22 protein-coding genes and 1 pseudogene are annotated in these 21,171 nt (G+C 65.6%); 15 read left to right on the top strand and 8 right to left on the bottom strand.

Annotated elements, in window-relative coordinates; genetic code table 11:
- Positions 1-115: 115 nt before the first annotated feature.
- Positions 116-325, bottom strand: coding sequence for a hypothetical protein (locus HCZ97_RS20460; protein WP_217701768.1), 210 nt, complete (start codon positions 323-325; stop codon positions 116-118).
- 371 nt (positions 326-696) lie between these two features.
- Between HCZ97_RS20460 and HCZ97_RS11555 the strand changes: the two genes are divergently transcribed.
- Positions 697-1,254 (top strand): AAA family ATPase, encoded by a 558-nt coding sequence (locus HCZ97_RS11555; RefSeq protein ID WP_167688873.1) that lies wholly within the window; start codon positions 697-699, stop codon positions 1,252-1,254.
- Positions 1,255-1,335: 81 nt separating this feature from the next.
- Here HCZ97_RS11555 and HCZ97_RS11550 read toward each other — a convergent pair whose 3' ends face one another.
- Both HCZ97_RS11550 and HCZ97_RS11545 read right to left on the bottom strand, forming a co-directional pair.
- On the bottom strand, positions 1,336-2,553 hold the full coding sequence (locus tag HCZ97_RS11550) for an NnrS family protein (protein WP_167688872.1): 1,218 nt from the start codon (positions 2,551-2,553) through the stop codon (positions 1,336-1,338).
- A 79-nt stretch (positions 2,554-2,632) separates the two neighbouring features.
- A complete protein-coding gene (locus HCZ97_RS11545) occupies positions 2,633-3,061 on the bottom strand; it encodes a pseudoazurin (protein ID WP_167688871.1) in 429 nt (142 codons plus the stop codon).
- Between the two features lie 98 nt (positions 3,062-3,159).
- Between HCZ97_RS11545 and HCZ97_RS11540 the strand changes: the two genes are divergently transcribed.
- The gene (locus HCZ97_RS11540; protein ID WP_167688870.1) at positions 3,160-3,855 is read left to right on the top strand and encodes a Crp/Fnr family transcriptional regulator; all 696 of its coding nucleotides are present in this window, start codon (positions 3,160-3,162) and stop codon (positions 3,853-3,855) included.
- Here HCZ97_RS11540 and HCZ97_RS11535 read toward each other — a convergent pair.
- Positions 3,809-4,072 carry a DUF1858 domain-containing protein gene (locus HCZ97_RS11535; protein WP_167688869.1) on the bottom strand — a complete coding sequence of 88 codons (264 nt, stop codon included), beginning with the start codon at positions 4,070-4,072 and terminating at the stop codon, positions 3,809-3,811. The genes HCZ97_RS11540 and HCZ97_RS11535 overlap by 47 nt on opposite strands.
- Positions 4,073-4,197: 125 nt before the next feature.
- Here HCZ97_RS11535 and HCZ97_RS11530 point away from each other — a divergent pair, with 125 nt between their 5' ends.
- From HCZ97_RS11530 to hemN, 8 genes and pseudogenes are all read left to right on the top strand, one after another.
- Positions 4,198-4,650, top strand: a complete 453-nt coding sequence (locus HCZ97_RS11530; protein WP_167688868.1) for a cytochrome c — start codon at positions 4,198-4,200, stop codon at positions 4,648-4,650.
- 22 nt (positions 4,651-4,672) lie between these two features.
- Positions 4,673-6,028, top strand: coding sequence for a cbb3-type cytochrome c oxidase subunit I (locus tag HCZ97_RS11525; RefSeq protein WP_167688867.1), 1,356 nt, complete (start codon positions 4,673-4,675; stop codon positions 6,026-6,028).
- Positions 6,029-6,032: 4 nt separating this feature from the next.
- A complete protein-coding gene (locus HCZ97_RS11520) occupies positions 6,033-6,827 on the top strand; it encodes a CbbQ/NirQ/NorQ/GpvN family protein (protein ID WP_167688866.1) in 795 nt (264 codons plus the stop codon).
- 4 nt (positions 6,828-6,831) lie between these two features.
- Entirely contained in the window at positions 6,832-8,709 is a 1,878-nt protein-coding gene (locus HCZ97_RS11515; RefSeq protein WP_167688865.1) for a nitric oxide reductase activation protein NorD, read from the top strand.
- A gap of 1 nt (position 8,710) precedes the next feature.
- Positions 8,711-8,884, top strand: a complete 174-nt coding sequence (locus HCZ97_RS11510; RefSeq protein WP_167688864.1) for a hypothetical protein — start codon at positions 8,711-8,713, stop codon at positions 8,882-8,884.
- The gene (locus HCZ97_RS11505) at positions 8,881-9,099 is read left to right on the top strand and encodes an NnrT protein (RefSeq protein ID WP_167688863.1); all 219 of its coding nucleotides are present in this window, start codon (positions 8,881-8,883) and stop codon (positions 9,097-9,099) included. The genes HCZ97_RS11510 and HCZ97_RS11505 overlap by 4 nt, the downstream gene beginning before the upstream one ends.
- Positions 9,096-9,788 carry an NnrU family protein gene (locus HCZ97_RS11500; protein WP_167688862.1) on the top strand — a complete coding sequence of 231 codons (693 nt, stop codon included), beginning with the start codon at positions 9,096-9,098 and terminating at the stop codon, positions 9,786-9,788. Before HCZ97_RS11505 ends, HCZ97_RS11500 begins: the two co-directional genes overlap by 4 nt.
- Positions 9,789-9,838: 50 nt before the next feature.
- A pseudogene (gene hemN / locus HCZ97_RS11495) lies at positions 9,839-11,153 on the top strand (oxygen-independent coproporphyrinogen III oxidase).
- Between the two features lie 123 nt (positions 11,154-11,276).
- On the opposite strand, the gene HCZ97_RS11490 reads toward hemN, so the two are convergent.
- The 3 genes from HCZ97_RS11490 to HCZ97_RS11480 form a co-directional block, all read right to left on the bottom strand.
- Complete coding sequence (locus HCZ97_RS11490; RefSeq protein ID WP_167688861.1) at positions 11,277-12,146, bottom strand: SUMF1/EgtB/PvdO family nonheme iron enzyme; 870 nt, start codon at positions 12,144-12,146, stop codon at positions 11,277-11,279.
- Positions 12,147-12,221: 75 nt separating this feature from the next.
- Positions 12,222-13,370, bottom strand: a complete 1,149-nt coding sequence (gene nirK, locus HCZ97_RS11485) for a copper-containing nitrite reductase (protein ID WP_167688860.1) — start codon at positions 13,368-13,370, stop codon at positions 12,222-12,224.
- A 278-nt stretch (positions 13,371-13,648) separates the two neighbouring features.
- The gene (locus tag HCZ97_RS11480; protein ID WP_167688859.1) at positions 13,649-14,419 is read right to left on the bottom strand and encodes an HpcH/HpaI aldolase/citrate lyase family protein; all 771 of its coding nucleotides are present in this window, start codon (positions 14,417-14,419) and stop codon (positions 13,649-13,651) included.
- A 14-nt stretch (positions 14,420-14,433) separates the two neighbouring features.
- Here HCZ97_RS11480 and HCZ97_RS11475 point away from each other — a divergent pair, with 14 nt between their 5' ends.
- From HCZ97_RS11475 to HCZ97_RS11460, 4 genes are all read left to right on the top strand, one after another.
- Positions 14,434-14,745, top strand: coding sequence for a hypothetical protein (locus tag HCZ97_RS11475; RefSeq protein WP_167688858.1), 312 nt, complete (start codon positions 14,434-14,436; stop codon positions 14,743-14,745).
- Between the two features lie 208 nt (positions 14,746-14,953).
- A complete protein-coding gene (locus HCZ97_RS11470; protein WP_167688857.1) occupies positions 14,954-15,925 on the top strand; it encodes an ABC transporter substrate-binding protein in 972 nt (323 codons plus the stop codon).
- Between the two features lie 89 nt (positions 15,926-16,014).
- A complete protein-coding gene (locus tag HCZ97_RS11465; protein WP_167688856.1) occupies positions 16,015-17,046 on the top strand; it encodes a proline/glycine betaine ABC transporter permease in 1,032 nt (343 codons plus the stop codon).
- Between the two features lie 10 nt (positions 17,047-17,056).
- Positions 17,057-18,106 carry a glycine betaine/L-proline ABC transporter ATP-binding protein gene (locus HCZ97_RS11460; RefSeq protein ID WP_167688855.1) on the top strand — a complete coding sequence of 350 codons (1,050 nt, stop codon included), beginning with the start codon at positions 17,057-17,059 and terminating at the stop codon, positions 18,104-18,106.
- Positions 18,107-18,214: 108 nt separating this feature from the next.
- On the opposite strand, the gene HCZ97_RS11455 is transcribed toward HCZ97_RS11460, so the two are convergent.
- Positions 18,215-20,029 (bottom strand): amidohydrolase, encoded by a 1,815-nt coding sequence (locus HCZ97_RS11455; RefSeq protein ID WP_167688854.1) that lies wholly within the window; start codon positions 20,027-20,029, stop codon positions 18,215-18,217.
- A 318-nt stretch (positions 20,030-20,347) separates the two neighbouring features.
- Here HCZ97_RS11455 and HCZ97_RS11450 point away from each other — a divergent pair, with 318 nt between their 5' ends.
- Positions 20,348-21,121: a hypothetical protein gene (locus tag HCZ97_RS11450; RefSeq protein WP_167688853.1), complete on the top strand. Its 774-nt coding sequence runs from the start codon at positions 20,348-20,350 to the stop codon at positions 21,119-21,121.
- Positions 21,122-21,171: the final 50 nt, after the last annotated feature.

The following is a 21,171-nucleotide window of genomic DNA, read 5'->3' as shown; positions in this document are numbered from 1 at the left end:
CCACAGGAAGCAGCCGGTTGCCTGAGAACGGCGGCGCAATGATTACACCCGGCCCAGAGCCAGCCTCCGGTGTGCCGCCCGGTCATAGTAGCTGCTTCCGGGCCAGAGCCGACCTTCAGCCCTGGATCAGAATGCCGTAGCGCAGCCCGTCAATGCTGCCGTTGACCGCGCTCGGAATCCCTATCGGGGTCGCAAGGTCGGCAGAGCGGATGAAGCGGACATTGTAGATGATGACGCGCACAGCTATTGCCCTCATGGTTTTGAATGCTAACGGCGGGACTGACGTGCCAAGAATATACTTGATCGGAGCATTATGCTCGGCCATCACCCGATTTGTGCAACAGAGTCCCCAGGACCTTCTGACACGATAACCCTTGAGAAAGCCGACCACTGCGTCGGCTTTTTTCGTGTCGGCCCAGAGGCAACCCTATCTGACGAAAAAGGCAGCTTCAGTTCAGCATCGAGATTTCGAGGCTCTGAATTTAAAAGGAAATTCTGGCGCTGAGAGGCAAAACTATGTGCCCCGTCCCACCCCCTGAAAAGCACCAGATAGGTCTGCCTTTCTCGTCAGAGGATTTGCCTCTGCCGCGCAGACGGTTGCTGTTTTCCCTACGAAAATTCTTGCTGCCTTGATCCGCGCCTTTGGGCGTGTCGATCGCTGCGCAGTTCTCCCCCAGTCACATCCGAGGATGGCCCATGAGCGACCATTTCTTCGTCGTGACGGGCGGCCCCGGTGCGGGCAAGACCAGCCTGATCACCGAGCTTGCCCGCCGTGGCTTTCACACAATCCCCGAATCCGGCCGCGCGATCATCCGCGAGGAGGTGGCGCGCGGCGGAGATGCCCTGCCTTGGGCCGACCGTCTGGCCTATGCCGAGCGGATGGTGGAGCGGGACCTGCGTGCCTTCAAGGACGCTCAAGCACTCTCAGGCCCCGTGATCTTTGATCGGGGCGTTCCCGATATCGTCGGCTACCTGGGCCTTTGCGGGCTTCCCGTGCCGTCGCATGTCAGCGCTGCGGCCAGGGCGGTTCGCTACTATGCCCAGGTCTTTCTGGCGCCCTTCTGGGAGGAGATCTTCACGCAGGACGCCGAGCACAAGCAGGGCAGGGCGGAGGCTAAGGCGACTTGTGCCATGATGCGCCGGACATATGCCGCGCTTGGATACGAGCTCATTGAGCTTCCATGTGCCGGCATCACGGAACGGGCCGATTTCGTGGTTGAGCGGCTGGCGGCAGCGAGTCCCGGACAGCGATGAATCTGCCCGGGGTGTGCGAGACCGGGTGAGGGCCAAGCCCCCGGCAGTCGTCAGCTTCAGGTCCCGTTTCCGCACCCGCCTTCAAGCCGAGACTTGGCTCGGACCTGCCGCAGGTTTCGACGGGCGTTTCCGGTATTGCTTCGGCCCTGCAAGCCAGGGGCCGATCCGCCAGGCGAGCAGGGCAAAGCCTGCCGTCCAGAGCACAACGCACAGGTCCACGCCGTCGAAGCGACCGAGCGCAACCCCGGGACCGGCGACGCGGAAGATGGCGGCCGTGAACACGAGGGCAAAGGCCGTGGTCAGTGCCCGGCCCGCCTGCAGGGGGCGGCCCGTGTGGCCCATGGTGGCCCGCATCATCACGGCCACGGTCATCCCGCCGATGGCCGCAATGCCGAAGACATGCACGCCGACGGCCACGCCCAGAAGTCCGGCGGCGCCGAGGGCGATCATCAGGAAACCGACGGGGATCGCGGCATAGGAGAGGTGCAGCATCAGCAAGAGGGGCGAGGGCCAGCTCTGGTCGCCGCACCAGCGCGACAGCCGGACCAGTTGCAGCGCCCCCGCGAGGGCAGCCAGCACCGCGCAGGGCCAGCCGAAGGGCGCGAAGGTCCAGGCCAGCAGGGCAAGGGCTGCGGCCAAAAGGCTTGCGGCGTCCAGGCCGTTGAAGGCCACGGGCAGGCGCTGCGCGCCGCGCTGGACCAGCCAGTTCCGCGTGAAGCTGGGCAGGATGCGCCCGCCGATCAGCATGACCAGGAAGATCAGCAGCCCGATGCCGAACCGGCGCGACATGTCGGCGGCGCCCTGCGTCATCGATTCGACGTGAAACAGCACATTGGCCAGCCAGAGCAGGGTGACCGGGACCAGCACCTTGAGGTTGCGCCAGTTCTTACCGGCCAGGATCTCGCGCGTGATCATCGCGGCGACGGTGAGCAGAAACAGCTGGTCGAACAGCAGGACCGGCAGCGCGCCCAGGCCGGCAAGCCCGGCGACGGCCGCGCGCCCCGCCAGCCAGACCGCCAGCAGGGCGACAAGCGGCCAGCCCCGGGTCGGCAGCCGCCCGGTCCAGTTCGGCACGGCAGTGAACAGGAAGCCCGCCACCACCGCCGCCCCGTAACCGAAGACCATTTCATGGATGTGCCAGTCCACCGGCATGAACGGGCCCGAAAGCGCCATGGCCCCGCGCCAGATCAGCCACCAGGCCGGTATGACGAGGAGGGCAAACAGCGTGGCGGCAAGGAAGAAGGGGCGGAAACCGTAGGAAAACAGGGCTGGCCCGGTGTAGTTGGTGCGCGGGGTCATCTGGGAACTCCTGTCCTTGAAAAGACCTAGGGCGGCACCGATGGCACCGCCCGACCGGATCGACAGAGGCGGGGCCGCCCTAGTCGACCTGCGCGAACAGATCCGCCATCCGCTGCTTGGCCTTGCCTCTTTGGGGGACGGCCTGTGCCTCATCCAGGTTCACGGCCTCGCCCACCTGGATCAGGGCTACCATCCCCATGGCGTAATGCGGCGTACACTTGATGCCATAAAGACCTTCGTCTTCCACGGTCAGCTCGAATTCCTTGTTGAACGGGGACTTGAAGCTGTCGACCCCGTCGGGAAGCATGCCGTCGATGCTTTCGACGTTATGGCCCTTGTCGGTGGGAATGAACTTTACCACGTCGCCCGGCGCGGCCCTGACATAGGCCGGTTCAAAGACCATGGCCCCTTCGGCCCCCTTGTTCTGCATGTGCACTTCGAAGGTTTCGGCCCAGCCTGTGCCAGCTGCAAGTACAAGGGCACCGGCCATCATGAGTTTCGCGATCATCGGAATTTCCTTTTCCTTATCCGCTTGTTTCGTCTGGGCCAATTCTGCAACAAGGCGGCGGGTCCGACTTTGCTCTCGAACAAACTGGCGGTGGGAAAATGGCGAAACTTGACGAAAGTCTGCTCTGCGACCTGCCGCCCTTCTGCCTGCTGGAGCGCGCGCAGATCCGCGAGATCCTGGAAGCTGCCGTGTCGCGTCGGTACGAGGCGGGCACGTCGATCTTCGAAGAGGGGGCGCAGGCCGACCGGTTCTTCCTGCTGCTGGACGGCTACCTGCGGGTGGTGCGCACCACGCCGGGGGGCGATCAGATCATCGTGCTGCATATCTCTCCGGGGCAGCTGTTCGGCATCGCGCCGGCCCTGCAACGGGAGACCTACCCGGCGGCCTCTGTCGCGGCGGTGGAAAGCCTTGCGCTGTCCTGGCCGGTGCGGCTTTGGCCGGAGTTCACCGCGAAGTACCCCGGGTTCGCCACGGAAAGCTACAAGACCGTCGGCCAGCGGCTGGGCCAGATCCAGGAAACCCTGACGGAGATGGCGACCCAGGCGGTCGAGAAGCGCGTGGCCTGCGCCCTGCTGCGGATGGTCAACCAGAGTGGACGCAAGACCGAGGCGGGGATCGAGATCGCCTTTCCCATCACGCGGCAGAACATCTCTGACATGACGGGGACCACGCTGCACACGGTCAGCCGGCTTCTGTCCGCCTGGCAGAAGGCGGGAATCGTGGAATCAACGCGCAAGCATGTGACGGTCACGGATCCCCATGCCCTTGTCCTGCTGAGCGAACTCGATCCCTGAACAGCCCCGCGGTGCGGCCGCAGCGGTAAAGCTCTGCCCGGAAGGCCGCTTCGTCCAGCCGGTATTCCAGGCAGGCATCCGCGATCGCGTGAAAGGGCGCGATCGGGCAGCCGGGGCAGAGCATCCGCCGGTCAAGGAAGGTGATGGCCAGCTCAGGCCATTGGGTGAAAAGCTCCGACAGGGGCAGGTCAGGGGCATCGAAATCAGGGTGGCGCATGGGGGTCCCTCCTATGCGCCGATGCTGCGCCGATCTTTCGCCGCCGTCTTTGCGTTTGCGCAAAAAGCACCACGGCAGTGCCGCCTAGACATCTCGCATCCGAAACAATCCATCGGGACCGCGACATGTCAGACCTACTCACCAAATCGCGGGCCAGGAATGTCTTCTACGGGGGATCCATATTCTTCGTCGTGGTGTTCGTGGCCCTTACGGTGCAGAGCCACCGCTACATCGCCGAAACCTCGACGGCAGGCATGCCCCTGACCGAGGAGGTACGCCTGGGCAAGCACGTCTGGGAACGCCATTCCTGCATCAACTGCCACACGCTGCACGGAGAGGGTGCCTATTTCGCCCCCGAGCTTGGCAACGTGATGACCCGCTGGGGTGCGCAGGACGAGCCAGAGCTGGCCTACGAGATCCTGGATGGATGGATGAAGGCGCAGCCCTCGGGAATCGAGGGGCGCCGCCAGATGCCGCATTTCGAGATCACCGAGGAGGAGATGCGCGCCCTGGCCGAATTCCTTCGCTGGGCCGATCAGACCGACACCCAGAACTGGCCGCCCAACGACGCCGGCTGAGCGCGGGACAGGAGAAAGAACCATGAAATACCAATCGCAAAAGGTGGCCTACGCCTATTTCCTCGTGGCCATGGGCCTGTTCGCGATCCAGGTCGCTGGCGGGCTGCTGGCGGGCTGGATCTATGTCGCGCCCAATACGCTGAGTGAGCTGCTGCCCTTCAACGTCATCCGCATGATCCACACCAACGCGCTGATCGTCTGGCTTCTGCTGGGCTTCTTCGGGGCCGCCTACTACCTGGTGCCCGAGGAGAGCGAGCGCGAGATCTTCTCGGTCAAGCTGGCTTATATCCAGCTGGCGATCCTGGTCGTGGGCACGCTGGGCGCCGTCGGCTCCTACCTCGTCGGCATCCACGGCGGGCGCGAGTTCCTTGAGCAACCGCTCTGGGTGAAGTTCGGCATCCTCGTGGCCGCCGTCATCTTCCTCGTGAACGTCTCGCTGACCTTCCTGGCGGGGCGCAAGACAGCCATCACCAATATCCTGATGATGGGCCTCTGGCTGCTCTGCCTGCTCTGGGTCTTCGCCTTCATCAACCCGGACAACCTGAGCCTGGACAAAATGTACTGGTGGTTCGTCGTCCACCTGTGGGTGGAGGCGACCTGGGAGCTGGTCATGGCCGCGATCCTGGGCTTCCTGATGCTGAAGCTGACCGGCGTGGACCGCGAGGTGATCGAGAAATGGCTCTACATCATCGTCGCCACCGCGCTCTTCTCCGGCATCCTTGGCACGGGGCACCATTTCTACTGGATCGGCACGCCGGGCTACTGGCAGTGGGTCGGCTCGATCTTCTCCACCTTCGAGGTGGTGCCCTTCTTCGCCATGATGTCCTTTGCCTTCCTGATGGTCTGGAAAGGGCGCAAAAACCATCCCAACAAGGCCGCGCTGCTGTGGTCGCTGGGGTCCTCCACCGTGGCCTTCTTCGGCGCCGGCGTCTGGGGGTTCCTGCATACGCTGCACGGGGTGAACTACTACACCCATGGCACGCAGATCACCGCCGCCCACGGGCACCTGTCCTTCTACGGCGCCTACGTGGCCCTGAACCTGGCGATGTTCAGCTATGCCATGCCGCTGCTGCGGGGCCGCGCGCCCTATAACCAGGTGCTCAACATGGCCAGCTTCTGGCTGATGACGGGGGGCATGGCCTTCATGACCTTCACCCTGACCTTCGCCGGGACGATCCAGACGCACATGCAGCGCATCGTGGGGGATTACTACATGGATGTGCAGGATCAGCTGGGCCTCTTCTACCTGATGCGCTTCGGCTCCGGTGTGGCCGTGGTCCTTGGGGCCATCCTCTTCATCTACTCGATGCTCGTGGTGCGCCGCGAGGTGGTGAAACCCGGCCCCGTGGTCAAAGACGCAAAACTTGCGGGAGAGTGATGTGATGAACGACCTGACCCACCCCGACCTGCCGTTCTACCAACCCGTCGCCGATGAATGCGCCGTCTTCGAGATGGCTCAGGCAAAGGCGCTGCCCCTTCTTCTGAAGGGGCCCACGGGCTGCGGCAAGACCCGCTTTGTCGAACATATGGCGGCCCGGCTGGACCTGCCGCTTTACACCGTGGCCTGCCATGACGACCTGTCCGCCGCCGACCTCATCGGGCGCTACCTGCTGAAGGGCGGAGAGACCGTCTGGGTCGACGGGCCTCTCACGCGGGCGGTGCGGATGGGCGGGATCTGCTACCTTGATGAGGTGGTGGAGGCCCGCAAGGACGTCACCGTGGTGCTGCACCCGCTGACCGATGACCGGCGCCGGCTGGTCATCGACAAGACCAGAGAGGAGCTGGTGGCGCCGGAGAGCTTCATGCTGGTCGCCAGCTACAACCCCGGCTACCAGAACATCCTGAAGAAGATGAAGCCCTCGACCCGCCAGCGCTTTGTCTCCGTCGGGTTCGACTTTCCCGCGCCCGAGGTCGAGGTGCCGGTGGTGATGCGCGAAAGCGGACTGGCAGAGGATCCGGCCCGGGCGCTGGTGCGCCTGGCCGGGGGGATCCGCAAGCTGACAGGCATGGATCTGGAAGAGGGGGTGTCCACCCGCCTGCTGATCTATGCCGCCACGCTGATGGCCTCTGGCATGCCCATCGCGCGGGCGCTGGAGGCCGCCATCATCGAACCCCTGTCCGACGAAGCGGATGTCCAGCAGGCCCTGCGCGACCTCGCCAGCGCCGTCTACGGGTAAGGCCATGATCCATGTTCTCGACCTGATGGAGCCGGAGGAAACCGTCGGCAACCTCTGGCATGACATGGCCACGCGGCGCAGGGCTGCGGATGCCAGCGACCGCGCGGTCACGTTCGAGCAGATCCGCCCCAGCCTTGCCGCGCTGTTCCGCGCGCTTGGCGGCGGCGCCTCTGTCGAGATCGTGGTGGCGCCGCTGGCCTCTTGCGATCACCGCCCCGGCCTTCTGCGCCGGGTCGGCACCCCGCGCGAGAGGGGGCACACGGCCGATTTCGACGGCGACCGCCTGCGACTGCCACCGGTGATGGACGTGTTTTCGACCCGGGCGCTGAACCGGGCGGCCTACCTCTGGCTGGCGGCCATCGCGGCCTTCGCCGAGCGCCCCGCGGCGCTTGACGATCCCTATCGCAACGACCTGGCCCAGATCGCGGCCAACGCGGCGGCGATGGACCGTGCCTTTGCCGCCTGTCCCGGCCTGCGCGACGCCTACCGCGCGCTCTGCCGCGAGACCTGCGCCCTGCGCGGGCGCACGGGCCTGCCCCGACACGAGGCCGCCATCGAGCGTCAGATCCTGGATCAGATCGGCTGCCAGCGCGGCGGGGTCGAAGAAATGGCCAGTCCCGCGCCACGCGGCTACCGCAGCTATGCGCCCGTGCCGATCTGGCTGCGCTTCCTGACGCGCGGCGCAGGGAAGGGGGCCGCTGACAATGCCGAGGAACCGGGTCCCGCGCCCGCCTTCGCGGTGCCCAGCCGCAAGGAGGCCAGGCGCGAGGCGCGCGACCAGGCCAACCGCAACGACGGTTTCATCATCCACCGCTTCGAGACGATCATGTCCTGGGCCGAGAGCCTGAACATCAACCGGCTGGTGGATGACGACGACCAAGACAATGCCGCCAAGGCCGCCGAGGATCAGGACCACCTGACCTTCTCTGAAAACATGAAACGCGCCGCGACCCGGCTGCGCCTGTCGCTGGACCTCTCGCCGCAGGACGCCGAGCACGAGCGGCTGGCGGGCAAGTTCACCTACCCCGAGTGGAACCGGCGCACGGGCGATTACATGCCTGCACATACCCGCGTGCTGGAGGCCCCGGCGAAGCCGCGCGCCGAATATGCCCCTGATCCGCGCCTTGTCGCGCGGGTGAAACGCCAGTTTGCCCCGCTGCATCCGCGCCGCGTGATCCTGCCCCGGCAGATCGACGGTGAGGACGTGGACCTGGACGCGGTGGTGACTTCGCGCACCGATATCGCCTGCGGGCAGGAGGGCTCGGACCGGGTCTGGCAGGCCGGGCGCGCGGTGGCGCGGGATCTGAGCGTGGCGATCCTGATGGATTGTTCTCGCTCGACCGAGGCCGCCATCGGCGACACATCGGTGATCGAGGTCGCGCGCGAGGCCGTCGCGGCCCTGGCCTGCGGCATCGACACCGCGGGCGACCGGCTGGGCATCTGGGGGTTCTCCTCATTGCGCCGGGACCGGGTCTTCCTGCACCGGGCCAAGACCTTTGCCGAGCCGATGTCGGGCGCGGTCACGGCCCGCATCGGCGGGCTGACACCGGGGCATTACACCCGCCTTGGCGCGGCGATCCGCCATGTCTCTGCCCAGCTGGCCGAAGAGGGCGCGACGCGCCGCCTGCTGCTTGTGCTGACCGACGGCAAGCCCAATGACCTCGACCACTACGAAGGCCAACACGGGATCGAGGACAGCCGCATGGCCGTCCGCGAGGCCCGCGCGCTGGGCCAGGCGGTGCATGGGGTCATCGTTGACCAGGACGGGCAGGACTGGTTCGCCCGCATCTTCGGGCGCGCCGGCTTCACCCTATTGCCGCATCCGGAACGCTTGCCCCGCGCGCTGCCGGAGATCTATCAAACCCTGACCATGGAGAGCTGACATGAAACGCATCTTCACCTTCGCCCTCATCCTGCCCGCACCGGCCCTGGCCGAGGGGTTCCAGCGCCCGATCCCGCAGCCGCAGACCGACAGCGCCGAGCTTTGGTACCTCCTGGCCTCCCTTGCCCTGCTGGGCGCGCTGGTGGCCGTACAGATGCTGGTGAGCCGCAGATGAGACCCCAGGCTGGCCTTTTCGCGGCCCTATACCCGTTCGGGGCAGGGGCCATGGGGGTAAACCTGTTCTTTGCCTCGCTCATCACCTCCTGGCTGGGCTGGCCGGTGCTGTCGCCCTGGCAGGCCGCCGCCGGCGGGCTGGTGATCGGATGTCCGGCGACCTGGGCCTTTGCCCTTCATATCGAACGGCTCAAGCAGCAGACGGAGGGCAAATGACCGGCTGGAGCGCATACATTCTGGCGCTGGCGCTGTTCGTCGCCAGTCACTTCCTGCCCCGGATCGGCGGGCTGCGGGAGCGGCTGATCGGGGTGGTCGGACGGCGCGCCTACTTCGCTGTCTACGGGGGTCTGTCGCTTGCCCTGCTGGTCTGGGTCATCGCGGCGGCCGGTCGGGCGCCCTACGTCGCGCTCTGGCCGCAAATGCCCTGGATGCGCTGGCTGCCCAACCTTGCCATGCCACTTGCGGCCATGCTGGTAACCTGCGGGGCCGGGGTGGCCAGCCCCGCCACGCTGGGCGGCGCGCGCAAGGCGCCTTTCGATCCGCAGGCGCCGGGCTTTGCCGCCCTGTCGCGCCACCCGCTTTTCCTGGCGCTCGCGCTCTGGTCCGGGTCGCACCTGGTGGTGAACGGGGATCTGGCCCACGTCATCCTGTTCGCCAGCTTCGTCGTCATGGCCATCGCGGCCATCCCGGCCTTTGACGCGCGGGCACGGCGGGTGATGGGCCCGCAGTCCGATGTCTTCTTCGCAAATACCGCGATCTTCTCTGTCGCGCCGCTTTTCCGCCCCAGCTGGCGGGCTTCCAATGGCCGGCGCATGGCGCTGCGGGCCCTGCTTGGCCTGGCCCTCTGGATGGGGGCCTTGCACCTACACGGCCTCGTGATCGGGGTTTCGCCTTTTCCGGTCTGAGTTTGATCCTGCGCAAAGCGCGGGGCGGGCAGGGGCGCGATACCGGGCGCATGAAACAGATTGACCGCCTTGGATCCCTGGGCCTTTTCGATGCCCGGGTGCCCCGCTACACCTCTTATCCCACGGCCCCCGTCTTCTCGCCCGCCGTTGGCGCGGCCGAGCAGGCGCAGGCCCTTGCCGCGCTGGACCCGGCCGTGCCGGTCTCGGTCTATCTGCATATCCCGTTCTGTGAACGGCTGTGCTGGTTCTGCGCCTGCCGGACGCAGGGCACGAAGACGCTGACGCCGGTGGAAAGCTACATCGGCACGCTGGAACAGGAACTGGCCCTGCTGAAGGACATCCTGCCCAAGGGGCTTCGCATGGGGCGGATGCATTGGGGCGGGGGGACGCCCACTATCCTGCCGCCCGCGCTGATCCACCGGCTGGCACAGGCGGTGCGCGCGGTGATTCCGCCCACCGAGGATCACGAGTTCTCTGTCGAGATCGACCCGACTATGGTGGACCGCGCCAAGATCCAGGCGCTGGCGGAAGAAGGCATGAACCGCGCCAGCATCGGCATCCAGGATTTCGACCCCCTCGTGCAGGAGGCCATCGGCCGCCTTCAGCCCTTCGACATCACGCGCGCCTGCGTCGAGGATCTGCGCGCCGCCGGCATCCGGTCGCTGAACGCGGACCTGATCTATGGCCTGCCGCACCAGGATATCGCGCGGCTTGATGATACGGTCTCCAAGGTGCTGGACCTTGTGCCGGACCGGCTGGCGCTGTTCGGCTATGCCCATGTGCCCTGGGTCTCTAAGCGCCAGCAGCTGATCGACGCAGAGGTCCTGCCCAAGGAGGTCGCGCGTTTCGAGCTGGCAGAGCACGCGGCGCGTCGCTTCCGGGCCCGGTGACGGGCTGGCCCAGGCGGCGCAGACCGGACACCTGCGCCGGAACTTCCAGGGCTATACCGATGACACCTGCCCGACGCTGATCGGGCTTGGGGCCTCTTCGATTTCCAAGCTGCCGGCGGGCTATGTCCAGAACGCCGCCGCGACGCCTGCTTACGTGCAGCGTATCGAAGCCGGAGAGCTGGCAGGCGGACGGGGCCACGTGATGAGCCCGGACGACCTTCTGCGCGCCCGCGCGATCGAGATGATCATGTGCGATTTCCGGCTCGACCTTGCCGCGCTGCGCGCCGTCCATGGGGCTGGTGCGGATCGGCTGAGGCGCGAGATGGCCCTTGTGGCAGAAAGCTTTGGCGATCTTGTCGAGGTCACGGCGGATAGTCTTTCGGTCCGCCCGGAGGGCCGCGCCCTGACCCGGATCGTGGCAAGCCGCTTCGATGCTCATGTGGCCGATGGCGCGCGCTACAGCCAGGCTTCCTGATATTTATTCAGAAACCGGAATATATTGGGATGACTCCTGAGAAAGACGCGGCCCTGATGCATGTCAGGGCCGCGCTTGTTTCGCCTGGGCGAAGCGTCAATCAGCATCTCGACCGCCCGCGCGTCAGAGGAAGGCAAGCCAGCGGCGGCGCGTGCCTGCGGTATCGCGCACAAGGCGGAAGCCAAGGTGATCGGGCGGCATCCCGACGGCGCAACCGCCCACGCTGGCATCGCGGATGAAATCCACGATCGCCGCGCGGTGCCGCCCGCCGGCGATGCGCACCCAGCAATAGGGCTCACTGCGCGCGATGGTGCCATCCGGGTTCAGCGTGCCGCTTTCCATGCAGCCATCCGTCCATTCCCAGACATTGCCCGCCATGTCCGCGACGCCGCGCGAATTGACCCCGAAGCCGCCTGCGGGCCGCAGCGTCGGGCTGGCGGTGCCGCGCAGCAGGACGCCGGCCTTGTAGTTGGCAAGCATCCTTTCGCCCGGATCCAGGTCCCCGGGATCGGCCACCGCGTCGCCGTAACGCTCGGCTGCCGCCAGCTGCCATTCCCGGTCCGTCGGCAGGCGCCAGGCCTCTCCGGTCAGAGCGGAATACCAATCGGCAAAGGCGTGGGCGTCGGTCCAGTTGACCTGGGTCTGGGGCAGGTCCGCGCCTGAAGAGGGGCCGGGATCGCAGGCCCCCGCCGCGACACAGGCGCCATATTGGGCGCGGCTGACCTGGTATTTCATGATCGCGATGCCGTTGACCTGCGTCGGGACCGTCGCCGGGGTCTGCGCCTTGCCAGCCTTTTCGAAGCTGCCGAAGGGGCGGTAGCTGATCGTGCCCGCCGGGATCGCGATGACCTCTGGCGCGGGGAAGGGGGCAGGGGCCCTGTCGGCCTGCGGCCAGGCCAGCAGCGCGAGGGCCGTCGACGCCAGCAGGCCGGCGACGCAAGCTATCGCTGCCTTGGAAGTGATTTTGAAGGGCTTGCTGTCCGAGGGTGTCATGTCCGATCTCCCGAACCGGGGAAGGGCGGCTGACCTGTGCCAGCCGCCCGGGTCTTCTTTCGACGGTCGCGCCGGTTACGGCAGCGCCGTCCTGCCCTCGTATGCGGAGTTGTACTCGATCGGGGCCTGGACCTGCTCCATCAGGTCGTTGTTCCAATTGCCCTCGACCACCACGTGGGCCGTCGCGCCAAGGTTCACCGCCTCGATCAGGTTGTGGTTCACATAGGCATAGACCCCCGGTTGCAGGAACTCGTAAAGCGCCGCCCCGGCAGAGCCGCCGCGGATGAACCAGGTCTCAAGATCGCGTTCCGGCGGGTTGTTGAACTTGCCGGTCTCCCAGACCAGGTCGCCGTGGCCGCCGATCAGGTGCGGGCGGGAATCGCGGTTGGCCTGGCTGTGCACGAAGAGCACCTTTTCACCCTGCGCCGCGTGCAGCGCATTGTCGCCCGTCAGCGCGCCCACGCTGCCGTTGAACACGACGTGGCTGGGGATCAGCCCGTTCATCACCTCAAGCGTGTCGGGATAGCTTTCGCCGACATCCGCGAACCGCTTGAATTCGCCGTTCTCGTCGCGCGGGATGTAGAAATCGTTCTCTCCGATATAAAAGACGCGGTCGTAGCTGACCGGGTTGCCCTTGTCGTCCTTCAGCCCGTCGCGGGGCAGGACCATGATCGCACCGGACATGCCGCTGACGACGTGCCAGGGGATCATCGGACCGCCGGGGGCGCAGTGATAGACGAAGGTGCCCGGCCGCGTGGCCTTGAACCGCAGCACCGTCTTTTCGCCCGGGTTCACCAGGGTCAGGGACCCGCCGCCCAGGGCGCCGGTGGCCGCGTGGAAGTCGATGTTGTGCTGCATCAGGTTTTCCGGGGAATTGTAGAGCGTCAATTCCACGTAATCCCCTTCGTGCACCACCATCAGCGGTCCGGGAATGGAGCCGTTGAAGGTCATCGCCTGAAGGTAGGCGCCAGTGTCGACCTCCACTTCCTTCTCGACGATGCGCATTTCGAACTCGATGATTCGCGGTTCGGCGGGGGCCTGCTGTTCGTGGTCATGCACCATCGGCGGGCGCACGAGCCGGCGTTTCACACGCTTGAGGTTGGACAGGTCGGGCGCGGGCGCCATGGAGGTATCCATGATCTCTTCTGCCTGCGCGGCCTTGATCAGCAGGGGGGAGGCGGCGATGCATGCGCCCCCAAGCAGCGCGGCTCTTCTCGTCAGCATGTTCACTTCCTTTCCGGTCTGAATGCTGTCTGAGAACGAGTCTATCGACGACCCGAAGGGCCTTCTTTGCGCTAGGGCAAACAAGTGACTTTTTGCGAAATTTTCCGGGGGGTTGCGTCGCGCCTTTACAGGGCCTTTTTTCGCGCCGTGGCGGGCGCCAGGCGGCACGGGCTGGAAAGGGGATCTGACGCGCGGGGGGAGCCGGCGCGGCAGTTTTTCAGAATAGAGGGACGCGATTCGCATCCAATCCGGGGGGCATCCGCCGGCTTTGGTGCGCCTTACCGGCCCTTGATGCGGCGCACGGCCTCGGCAGAGGCGGCGGCGATCAGGCCGACATCCGAGGGGCCGGTGACCATGTCCCAGCCCTTGTCGGCCATCTTCATGGTGTGATCCACGCTCAGGTTGTGCACGGCTGCCAATCCGCCGGCCTGCTGCACCGTCTTGCGGATCTGGTCGACAGCCGCCGTCACGGTGGGATCGCTGGGCTCTCCGGTGGGGTGCCCGATCATGGACAGGCTCAGGTCCGCCGGGCCCACGTAGACGCCGGAGATCCCCTCGACCGCGATGATCTCGGGCAGGGCGGCAAGGGCCTCTTTCGTTTCGATCATGGCGAGGACCAGCAGGTTGTCGGACGCGCCGGCGAAGTAATCCGGACCAAAGGCGACCCTTGCACGGACCGGCCCGTAGCTGCGTGCGCCGCGCGGTGCGTAATGGGCGGCGGCGGCCAGCCTGCGGGCGTCCTCGGCCGAGTTGATCATCGGGCAGATGATCCCTTCGAAACCGTCGTCCAGCAGGCGGGAGATCATCGCCACGTCATTCCAGGCCGGGCGCGCCAGAAGCGGCAGCCCCAGCCCGGTGGCCGTGCGCGCCAGCGTCCGGGCCTGGGTCTGGTCGATCTGCCCGTGTTGCAGGTCAAGCGTGACGCAGTCCCAGCCATGGGGGGCCATTGCCTCCAGCACGGCGGGTTCGGGGGTCATCATCCAGCCATTCAGCAGGGGGCGCCCCTCTGCCCTGGCGGTTGCGATGACGTCGGATAGGCGTTGTGTCATGGGGATACCGGATCATGGCCGAGAAGCTCGGCGGGAGTGTGGACAAGGATCTGCTTGCGCTTGGCGTTGTGGAAGAAAGGCTCCGGCAGGGCCGCATCCTTCGGCGGCTGCTCTTTCGGGACGGGGTGCGGCCAGTCATTGGACCGGGCACAGCGTCATCGTATGGTGGCCCGGCGACCGAGACCTTTTCGCCAAGCGACAGCATCACGCGGACATTGCCGCGATCGGGCCGCTTTTTCAATGCGACGATCTTCGCGTCCCTGACGCCCCCGCGCTATCCCGCGCGCCCGATTTCGCCGCCCGGATCGCAGAGCGACACCCGTTAAACGCCAACCAGGGCTGGGAAATTAAGCCCTGAACGCGATTGATGGTACAAAAACGACGTTTCACGGTTCAATAATGTCGTTTTTAGTGATAGCCACCGCGCTGATGGCCCAAGTGACGGAATTCAAAGGTGTTTCGGAGGGCGGCCCAGGGCCGCTACCTACCGCCCGCTTTCCCTTCCAAGGCCAATTCCCCCTAAAGGAGAACAGAATGAACAAGTTTCTTGCCGGCGCAGCCCTGACGCTGCTGGCCGCTCCCGCTTTCGCGCAGGACGACAGCTGCGGTGAGGTGTCGATCACCCAGATGAACTGGGCCTCCGCCTCGGTCGTGACCAATGTCGCAAGCTTCATCATGCAGCAGGGCTATGGCTGCGACGTCGATATCGTGCCCTCCGATACCGTGCCCGCGATCACCTCCGTGGCTGAAAACGGCGAGCCGGACATCGTGACGGAGCTCTGGACCAACGCCACCGGCCAGGTCTACGAGCGGCTGAAGGAAGAAGGCCGCGTGGTCGAACTGGGCGCCGTGCTGGATCCGGGCGGGATCGATGCCTGGTGGATCCCGGCCTACCTGGCCGAGGAACACCCCGAGCTGAAGACCATCGACGGCATCCTTGCCAACCCCGAGCTGGTCGGCAACCGCTTCCACAACTGCCCCGAGGGCTGGGGCTGCCGCGTCTTCAACGACAACTTGCTGCCCGCCTTCGGTGTTCAGGACGCAGGGATCGAGGTCTTCAACCACGGCTCCGGCGAAACGCTGGCGACCTCCATCGCCTCTGCCTTCGAGAACGAAGAACCCTGGTTCGGCTACTACTGGGCGCCGACGGCCGTGATCGGCCGCTATGACATGGTGCAGGTCGACATGGGCGCCTACGACGAGGAAGCGCACAAGGCTTCCCAGAACCCGGACGCCGAAAACGTCGGTCGCACCTCCTTCCCGCCGGCGCCGGTTTCGACCGCCGTCACCACCGACTTCGAGGGCGAGCACCCGGAACTCGTGGACTTCCTGTCCAAGATGACCTTCCCCAACGACGTGATGAACGAAACGCTGAGCTGGATGGATGACAACTCCGCCTCCGGTGAAGAGGGCGCGGTCTACTTCCTGACCAACCACAAGGACATCTGGTCCGGCTGGCTGGACGACAAGGCCACCGCGAACCTGTCCCAGCTGCTCGAGCAGTAAGACGATCCGGACCGCGCGCGCGGTCCCGGTGATTGACGGTCGCCCCGGGGAAAGGGGCGGCCGTTTTCCATGACAAGAAGGATAGTTAGATGGCTACCTACGACTGGGTTTTTGACAGCCTCGGTTTGCGCGATTGGTGTGACGGCAGCGGGGCGAGCAGCGCGCCCATGTCGATGGCGGACCTGATGGGGCAGGCGGGCGCAACGCCCGACACGACCGTCTGGGACACGCCCTTCCCCTCGATGAACGCCCTGAACGACGCCTGCGCCAGCTTCCCGCAGGCCCGCGAGCTGACACGCGGGCTGGAACGCGGGTTCCTCGACATCAAGGACTCCCTGTCCGTGGTGCTCGATCCGCTGACGCAGCCGTTGTCCTGGGCGCTGAACGGGGCGCTCTGGCTGTTCCAGGAAACCCCCTGGTTCGTGATGATCCCGATCCTGGCGCTGATCGTGGCGCTGATCAGCCGCTCGGTGAAGCTGACCGGCTTCATCCTGCTGGTCTTCGGCCTGCTGGCCTTCATCAACTACTACGATTACGCCATGCAGACGCTGGCCATCATCGCGGTCTGTGCCTTCATAGCGGTGCTCTTCGGGGTGCCCATAGGCATCGCCATGTCGCGCAGCGACCGGCTGGAGCGGATCATGATCCCGGTGCTGGACATGCTGCAGACCCTGCCGCCCTTCGTCTACCTGATCCCGCTGATCTTCCTCTTCTCCGTCACCGAACCCAAGCTCTACGGCATCGCGGTGATCCTTTACGCCATCGTGCCGGTGGTGCGCCTGACCAACCTTGGCATCCGCATGGTGGATCCAGAGGTGATCGAGGCGGCCGATGCCTTCGGCATGACCAAGCGGCAGAAGCTGTTCGGGGTGCAGATCCCGCTGGCGCTGCCCAACATCATGGCCGGCGTGAACCAGACGATCATGATGAGCCTCGCCATGGTGGTGATCGCCTCCATGGTGTCGGCCCCGGGCCTTGGCGTGCTGGTGCTGCGCGGCATCCGGAATCTGGAACTGGGCGTCGGCCTTGTTGCCGGCCTCGGGATCGTGCTGCTGGCGGTCGTGCTCGACCGCTCCACCAAGGCGGCCCTTGCCCGCGTCAATGCCGCCCAGAAGCAGTGAGAGGTCCAAGATGACTGACCCAAAGATTTCCATCCGGAACCTCTACAAGATCTTCGGCGCCCACCCGGAAGAGGCGCTGAAACAGGCCAAGGCGGGCATGCACAAGGACGAGCTGCTGGAAAAGCACAACCACGTCCTGGGCCTGCGCGACATCAACGTCGACATGCAGGACGGTGAGATCACCGTGATCATGGGGCTTTCGGGCTCTGGCAAGTCGACGCTGATCCGGCACCTCAACCGGCTGATCGACCCGACCGACGGCGAGGTGATCGTCAACGGCGAGAACATCATGACCTACGGCGAGGCCCGCCTGCGTGAGCTGCGCCGGACCAACATGTCGATGGTGTTCCAGAAGTTCGCCCTGCTGCCGCACCGCACCGTGCTGGACAATGTCGCCACGCCGATGATCGTGCGCGGCTCCACCCGGCGCAGCTACGAGGCGGAGGCGACCAAGTGGCTCGACCGTGTCGGGCTGGAAGGGCAGGGCGCGCAGTATCCCCACCAGCTGTCGGGGGGGATGCAGCAGCGTGTCGGCATCGCCCGCGCGCTGACGTCGAACTCCGACATCATGCTGATGGACGAAGCGTTTTCCGCGCTCGATCCGCTGATCCGGACCGACATGCAGGACCTGCTGCTGGAGCTGCAGCGCGAGCTTCAGAAGACCATCATCTTCATCACCCACGACCTCGACGAGGCGCTGAAGCTGGCCGATCACCTGGTGATCCTGAAGGATGGCGAGGTCATCCAGCAGGGTGAGCCGCAGCACATCCTGATGAACCCGGGCGATCCCTACATCGTGGACTTCATCGCGGACATCAACCGCGCCCGCGTGCTGCGCGCCCGCACGGTGATGGAGCGGACGAAAGAGCCGCGCGAAACGAATGGGGAGGTCCGGACAACCGCCACCCTGGAAGAGGTGATTGCACAGGGCAAGGGCAATGCAGACCTGACCTTCCGCGTGATGGACGGGGACCGGCAGGTGGGCATCCTGTCGATGCGCAACGTGCTGACCGCACTTGCCGCCACCGTGGATGCGAGCGGCCCCAGCGACCGCAAGTAAGCCGATACGCAGGGCCCGGAAGAGTCGCTCTTTCGGACCCTGCACCCCCTGGGGCAACGCGGGTTGCCAAGGGGTCAGGACAGCGGCCGCCCTTGCGCGGCCTGCGGCCTAGTCGTGAGCGGTCAGCCCGTCATACATCACGTGCAGGAACTGCTCTCCCGCCTCCGGGCTGAAGGCAAAGCGGGTCGGCAGCGGATCAAGCTCTCCCTTCTGCTCTGCCCCCTGCGCCTCGTGGATCACCTGATCCTCCTTGATCGTCGTCATCACGCGCAGCTGCGCCAGGGCCTCGGGATCGACGGCGGTGGGATCATCGGACAGGATCACGAAATCGGCCATCTTGCCGGTCTCTATGCTGCCCTTGTCGTCTTCCTCGAATTGCTGCCAGGCGGGCCAGATCGTCATGGCCTTGAGCGCCGTCATCACGTCCACGCGCTGTGCCGGGCCCAGGATATCCCCTGACCGGGTACGCCGGGTGACGGTGGCCGACAGGATGCGCATGGAATCCGGGAAGGCGACCGGCGCATCGTGGTGCGTGCCGAACATCATGCCGCGCTCGCGCACCCATCCCGTGGGAGAGATGTTGTCTGCATTCACCGGGCCCACCGTGTGTTCGCGGTGCCAGTCACCCCAGTAGAATGTGTGCATCGGGAAGAGCGAGGGGAAGACGCCAAGGCGCTTGTAGCTGTCCACCTGGTCTTCGCGCAGGAACTGGCCGTGGATCAGCACGGGCCGGTTTCCCGGATCGCCATGCTTTGCCTGGGCTGACTCAAGCGCCGCGATCAGCATGTCCGAGGCCCCCTCGCCATTGGCATGGGTGATGACCTGGATGCCCTCGGAATAGCACCAGTCCACCGCATCCTGGACCTGTTCCATGGTGACGGCGGCATAGCCTGCATAGCCCGGAGGGTAATCCCCCACCGGATCATGGTAGGGACGGTCCCGCAGCGCGGTGAACCCCTGAGGGGAGCCGTCGATCGTCAGCTTGCAGCCGCCCACGCGCACATGCCCGTCATAGTCGAGAGAGACGTTGTCGGCGATGAAGTCGCGCGATTCCAGCACATCGGGATAGGCGATGACATCCACCGGCAGATTGCCCGACGCATCCACCGCCTTCAGCGCCGCGACGATCCCGCCAGAGGATCTGCCCTCCTGCGCCGTGGTGTAGCCGAAGCGGGCCCACATCTCTGCGCCGGCCCGGGCGAATTCGCTCAGCCCGTCGGAGCCGAGCTGGGACAGCATCGGCAGGATCGCGGTAAAGAAGGCATATTCCTCAAGCACGCCGTTTGGTGTGCCATCCGGGGCGCGCTGGATGACGCCGCCTGCGGGGTCCTCTGTCTCTGCCGTGATGCCGGCAAGCTCAAGCGCCTTGGAATTGGCCACGCCAAGGTGCCCTGACTGGTGCACGATCATCACCGGAAGCTCGGTCGAGACGGCATCAAGGTCTTCGCGGGTCGGGTGGCGCAGCTCTGCCAACTGGGCATTGTCGTAGCCGAAGCCGACGATCATCTGCACCTTCTCGACCGCCGCGGCGTTCTTTTCGGCCCAGTCTTTCAGGGCGGCCTGAAGTGCGGCGATATCGGTGACCTTGCCATCCGGGGGGGACAGCAGGTTGGCCGACAGCGCTTGCAATCCGCCCATGACCACATGCCCGTGGCTGTCTACGAAGCCGGGCAGCATGGTGCGCCCGGCAAGGTCGAAGGCCTGCGTGCCCTCGCCCCGGTGGGCACTCACATCCGACAGCGCGCCGACGGCAAGGATGCGGCCATCCTTGACCGCCACGGCCTCGGCCCTTGGCTGGGCGTCGTCGATCGTCAGGATCGGCCCGCCGGAATAGATCGTATCCGCCACCTCCTGGGCCAGGGCGGAGGTTGCCGTCACGCAAAGGCACAGCGCGACTGCGGCCGGACGTGCAAGTGGTTTCATGAATGTTCCTCTCTCAAAGGCGTCAGGCGCGGGGACGGGCGCGTTCCTGACCTCGTCACAGCAAGGTGCCGCCAGTGCTGGAAAAAAGCAATAAAGGCCGTGGCTTTTCGGGGCGTGCGCAAGGCTGTTGCTCGGGGCCCAGCGACATGGTGCAGCCCGGCGACAGAACGCGCCATGGTTGCAGAATCCTGTTTCAATTCCCGCCACTTGGTGAGAGCATGACAGGCATCCAAGGGGGCAGTCCGGTGCGGGTTCCAGTGCTGCGGCTGTCGATTGAGCGCATTTGGAACACGCACTTTCAACGCATAGGGCCCTGCCATGACTGGACGCATCGCCGCCTTCGCCTTCTCGACCTCATTGCTGCTTGCCGGCCCGGCCCTCGCGCAGAGCGACGCGCAGGATCTGTCCACGGCCGCCAGCGATCCCACCGCCTCGCTGACCGCCTACCTGTTCCAGGATTTCTACACCTACGGCTATCACGGGCGCGACGACGCGGAAGGCAACACACTGCAGTTCCGCATGGCCTTGCCCTATGAGCTGGGCGGGACCAGCAACATCTTCCGCCTCACCTTGGGCTACCTGACGGACAGTCCCACCGGCACCAGCGGGTTCTCCGATATGACGGTGTTCAACCTGACCACCTTCGATCAACCCTGGGGGCGGTTCGGCCTTGGGGCCGTGGCGCTGCTGCCCACGGGTGCCTCCGGAGTCTCTGCGGATCGCTGGGCGCTTGGACCGGCGGCGGGCTTCATCGCAACGGCGGATTGGGGGATCTGGGGCCTTTTCAACCAGAACCTGATCGACATGGGCGGCACCTCTGGGCGCAACCCGGTGAACCTGTCGGTGATCCAGCCGATCGTGAACGTCGCGATGCAGGATGGCTGGTCAATGGGCACCTCCGACATGTCGGTGACCTATGACTGGGAGCGGAACGACTGGGTCAGCCTGCCACTGGGCCTGCAGGTCAACAAGCTGGTCACCCTGGGCGCCACCCCGGTGCAGTTCGGGCTGAGCTACGAATACAATTTCTACGACGCCGGCAATGGCCCGAAGGATACCATCGGCTTCACCATGAAGATCCTGGTTCCCTGACCGGGGCGCGCGCTTTGTGGGTGGATCTGCCGGGGCCCCCGGCAGATCGT

Source organism: Pseudooceanicola sp. HF7, from assembly GCF_011806405.1.
In the GTDB taxonomy this organism is placed as follows: Bacteria; Pseudomonadota; Alphaproteobacteria; order Rhodobacterales; family Rhodobacteraceae; genus Pseudooceanicola.
This window is presented reverse-complemented; position numbering and strand designations above follow the sequence as displayed.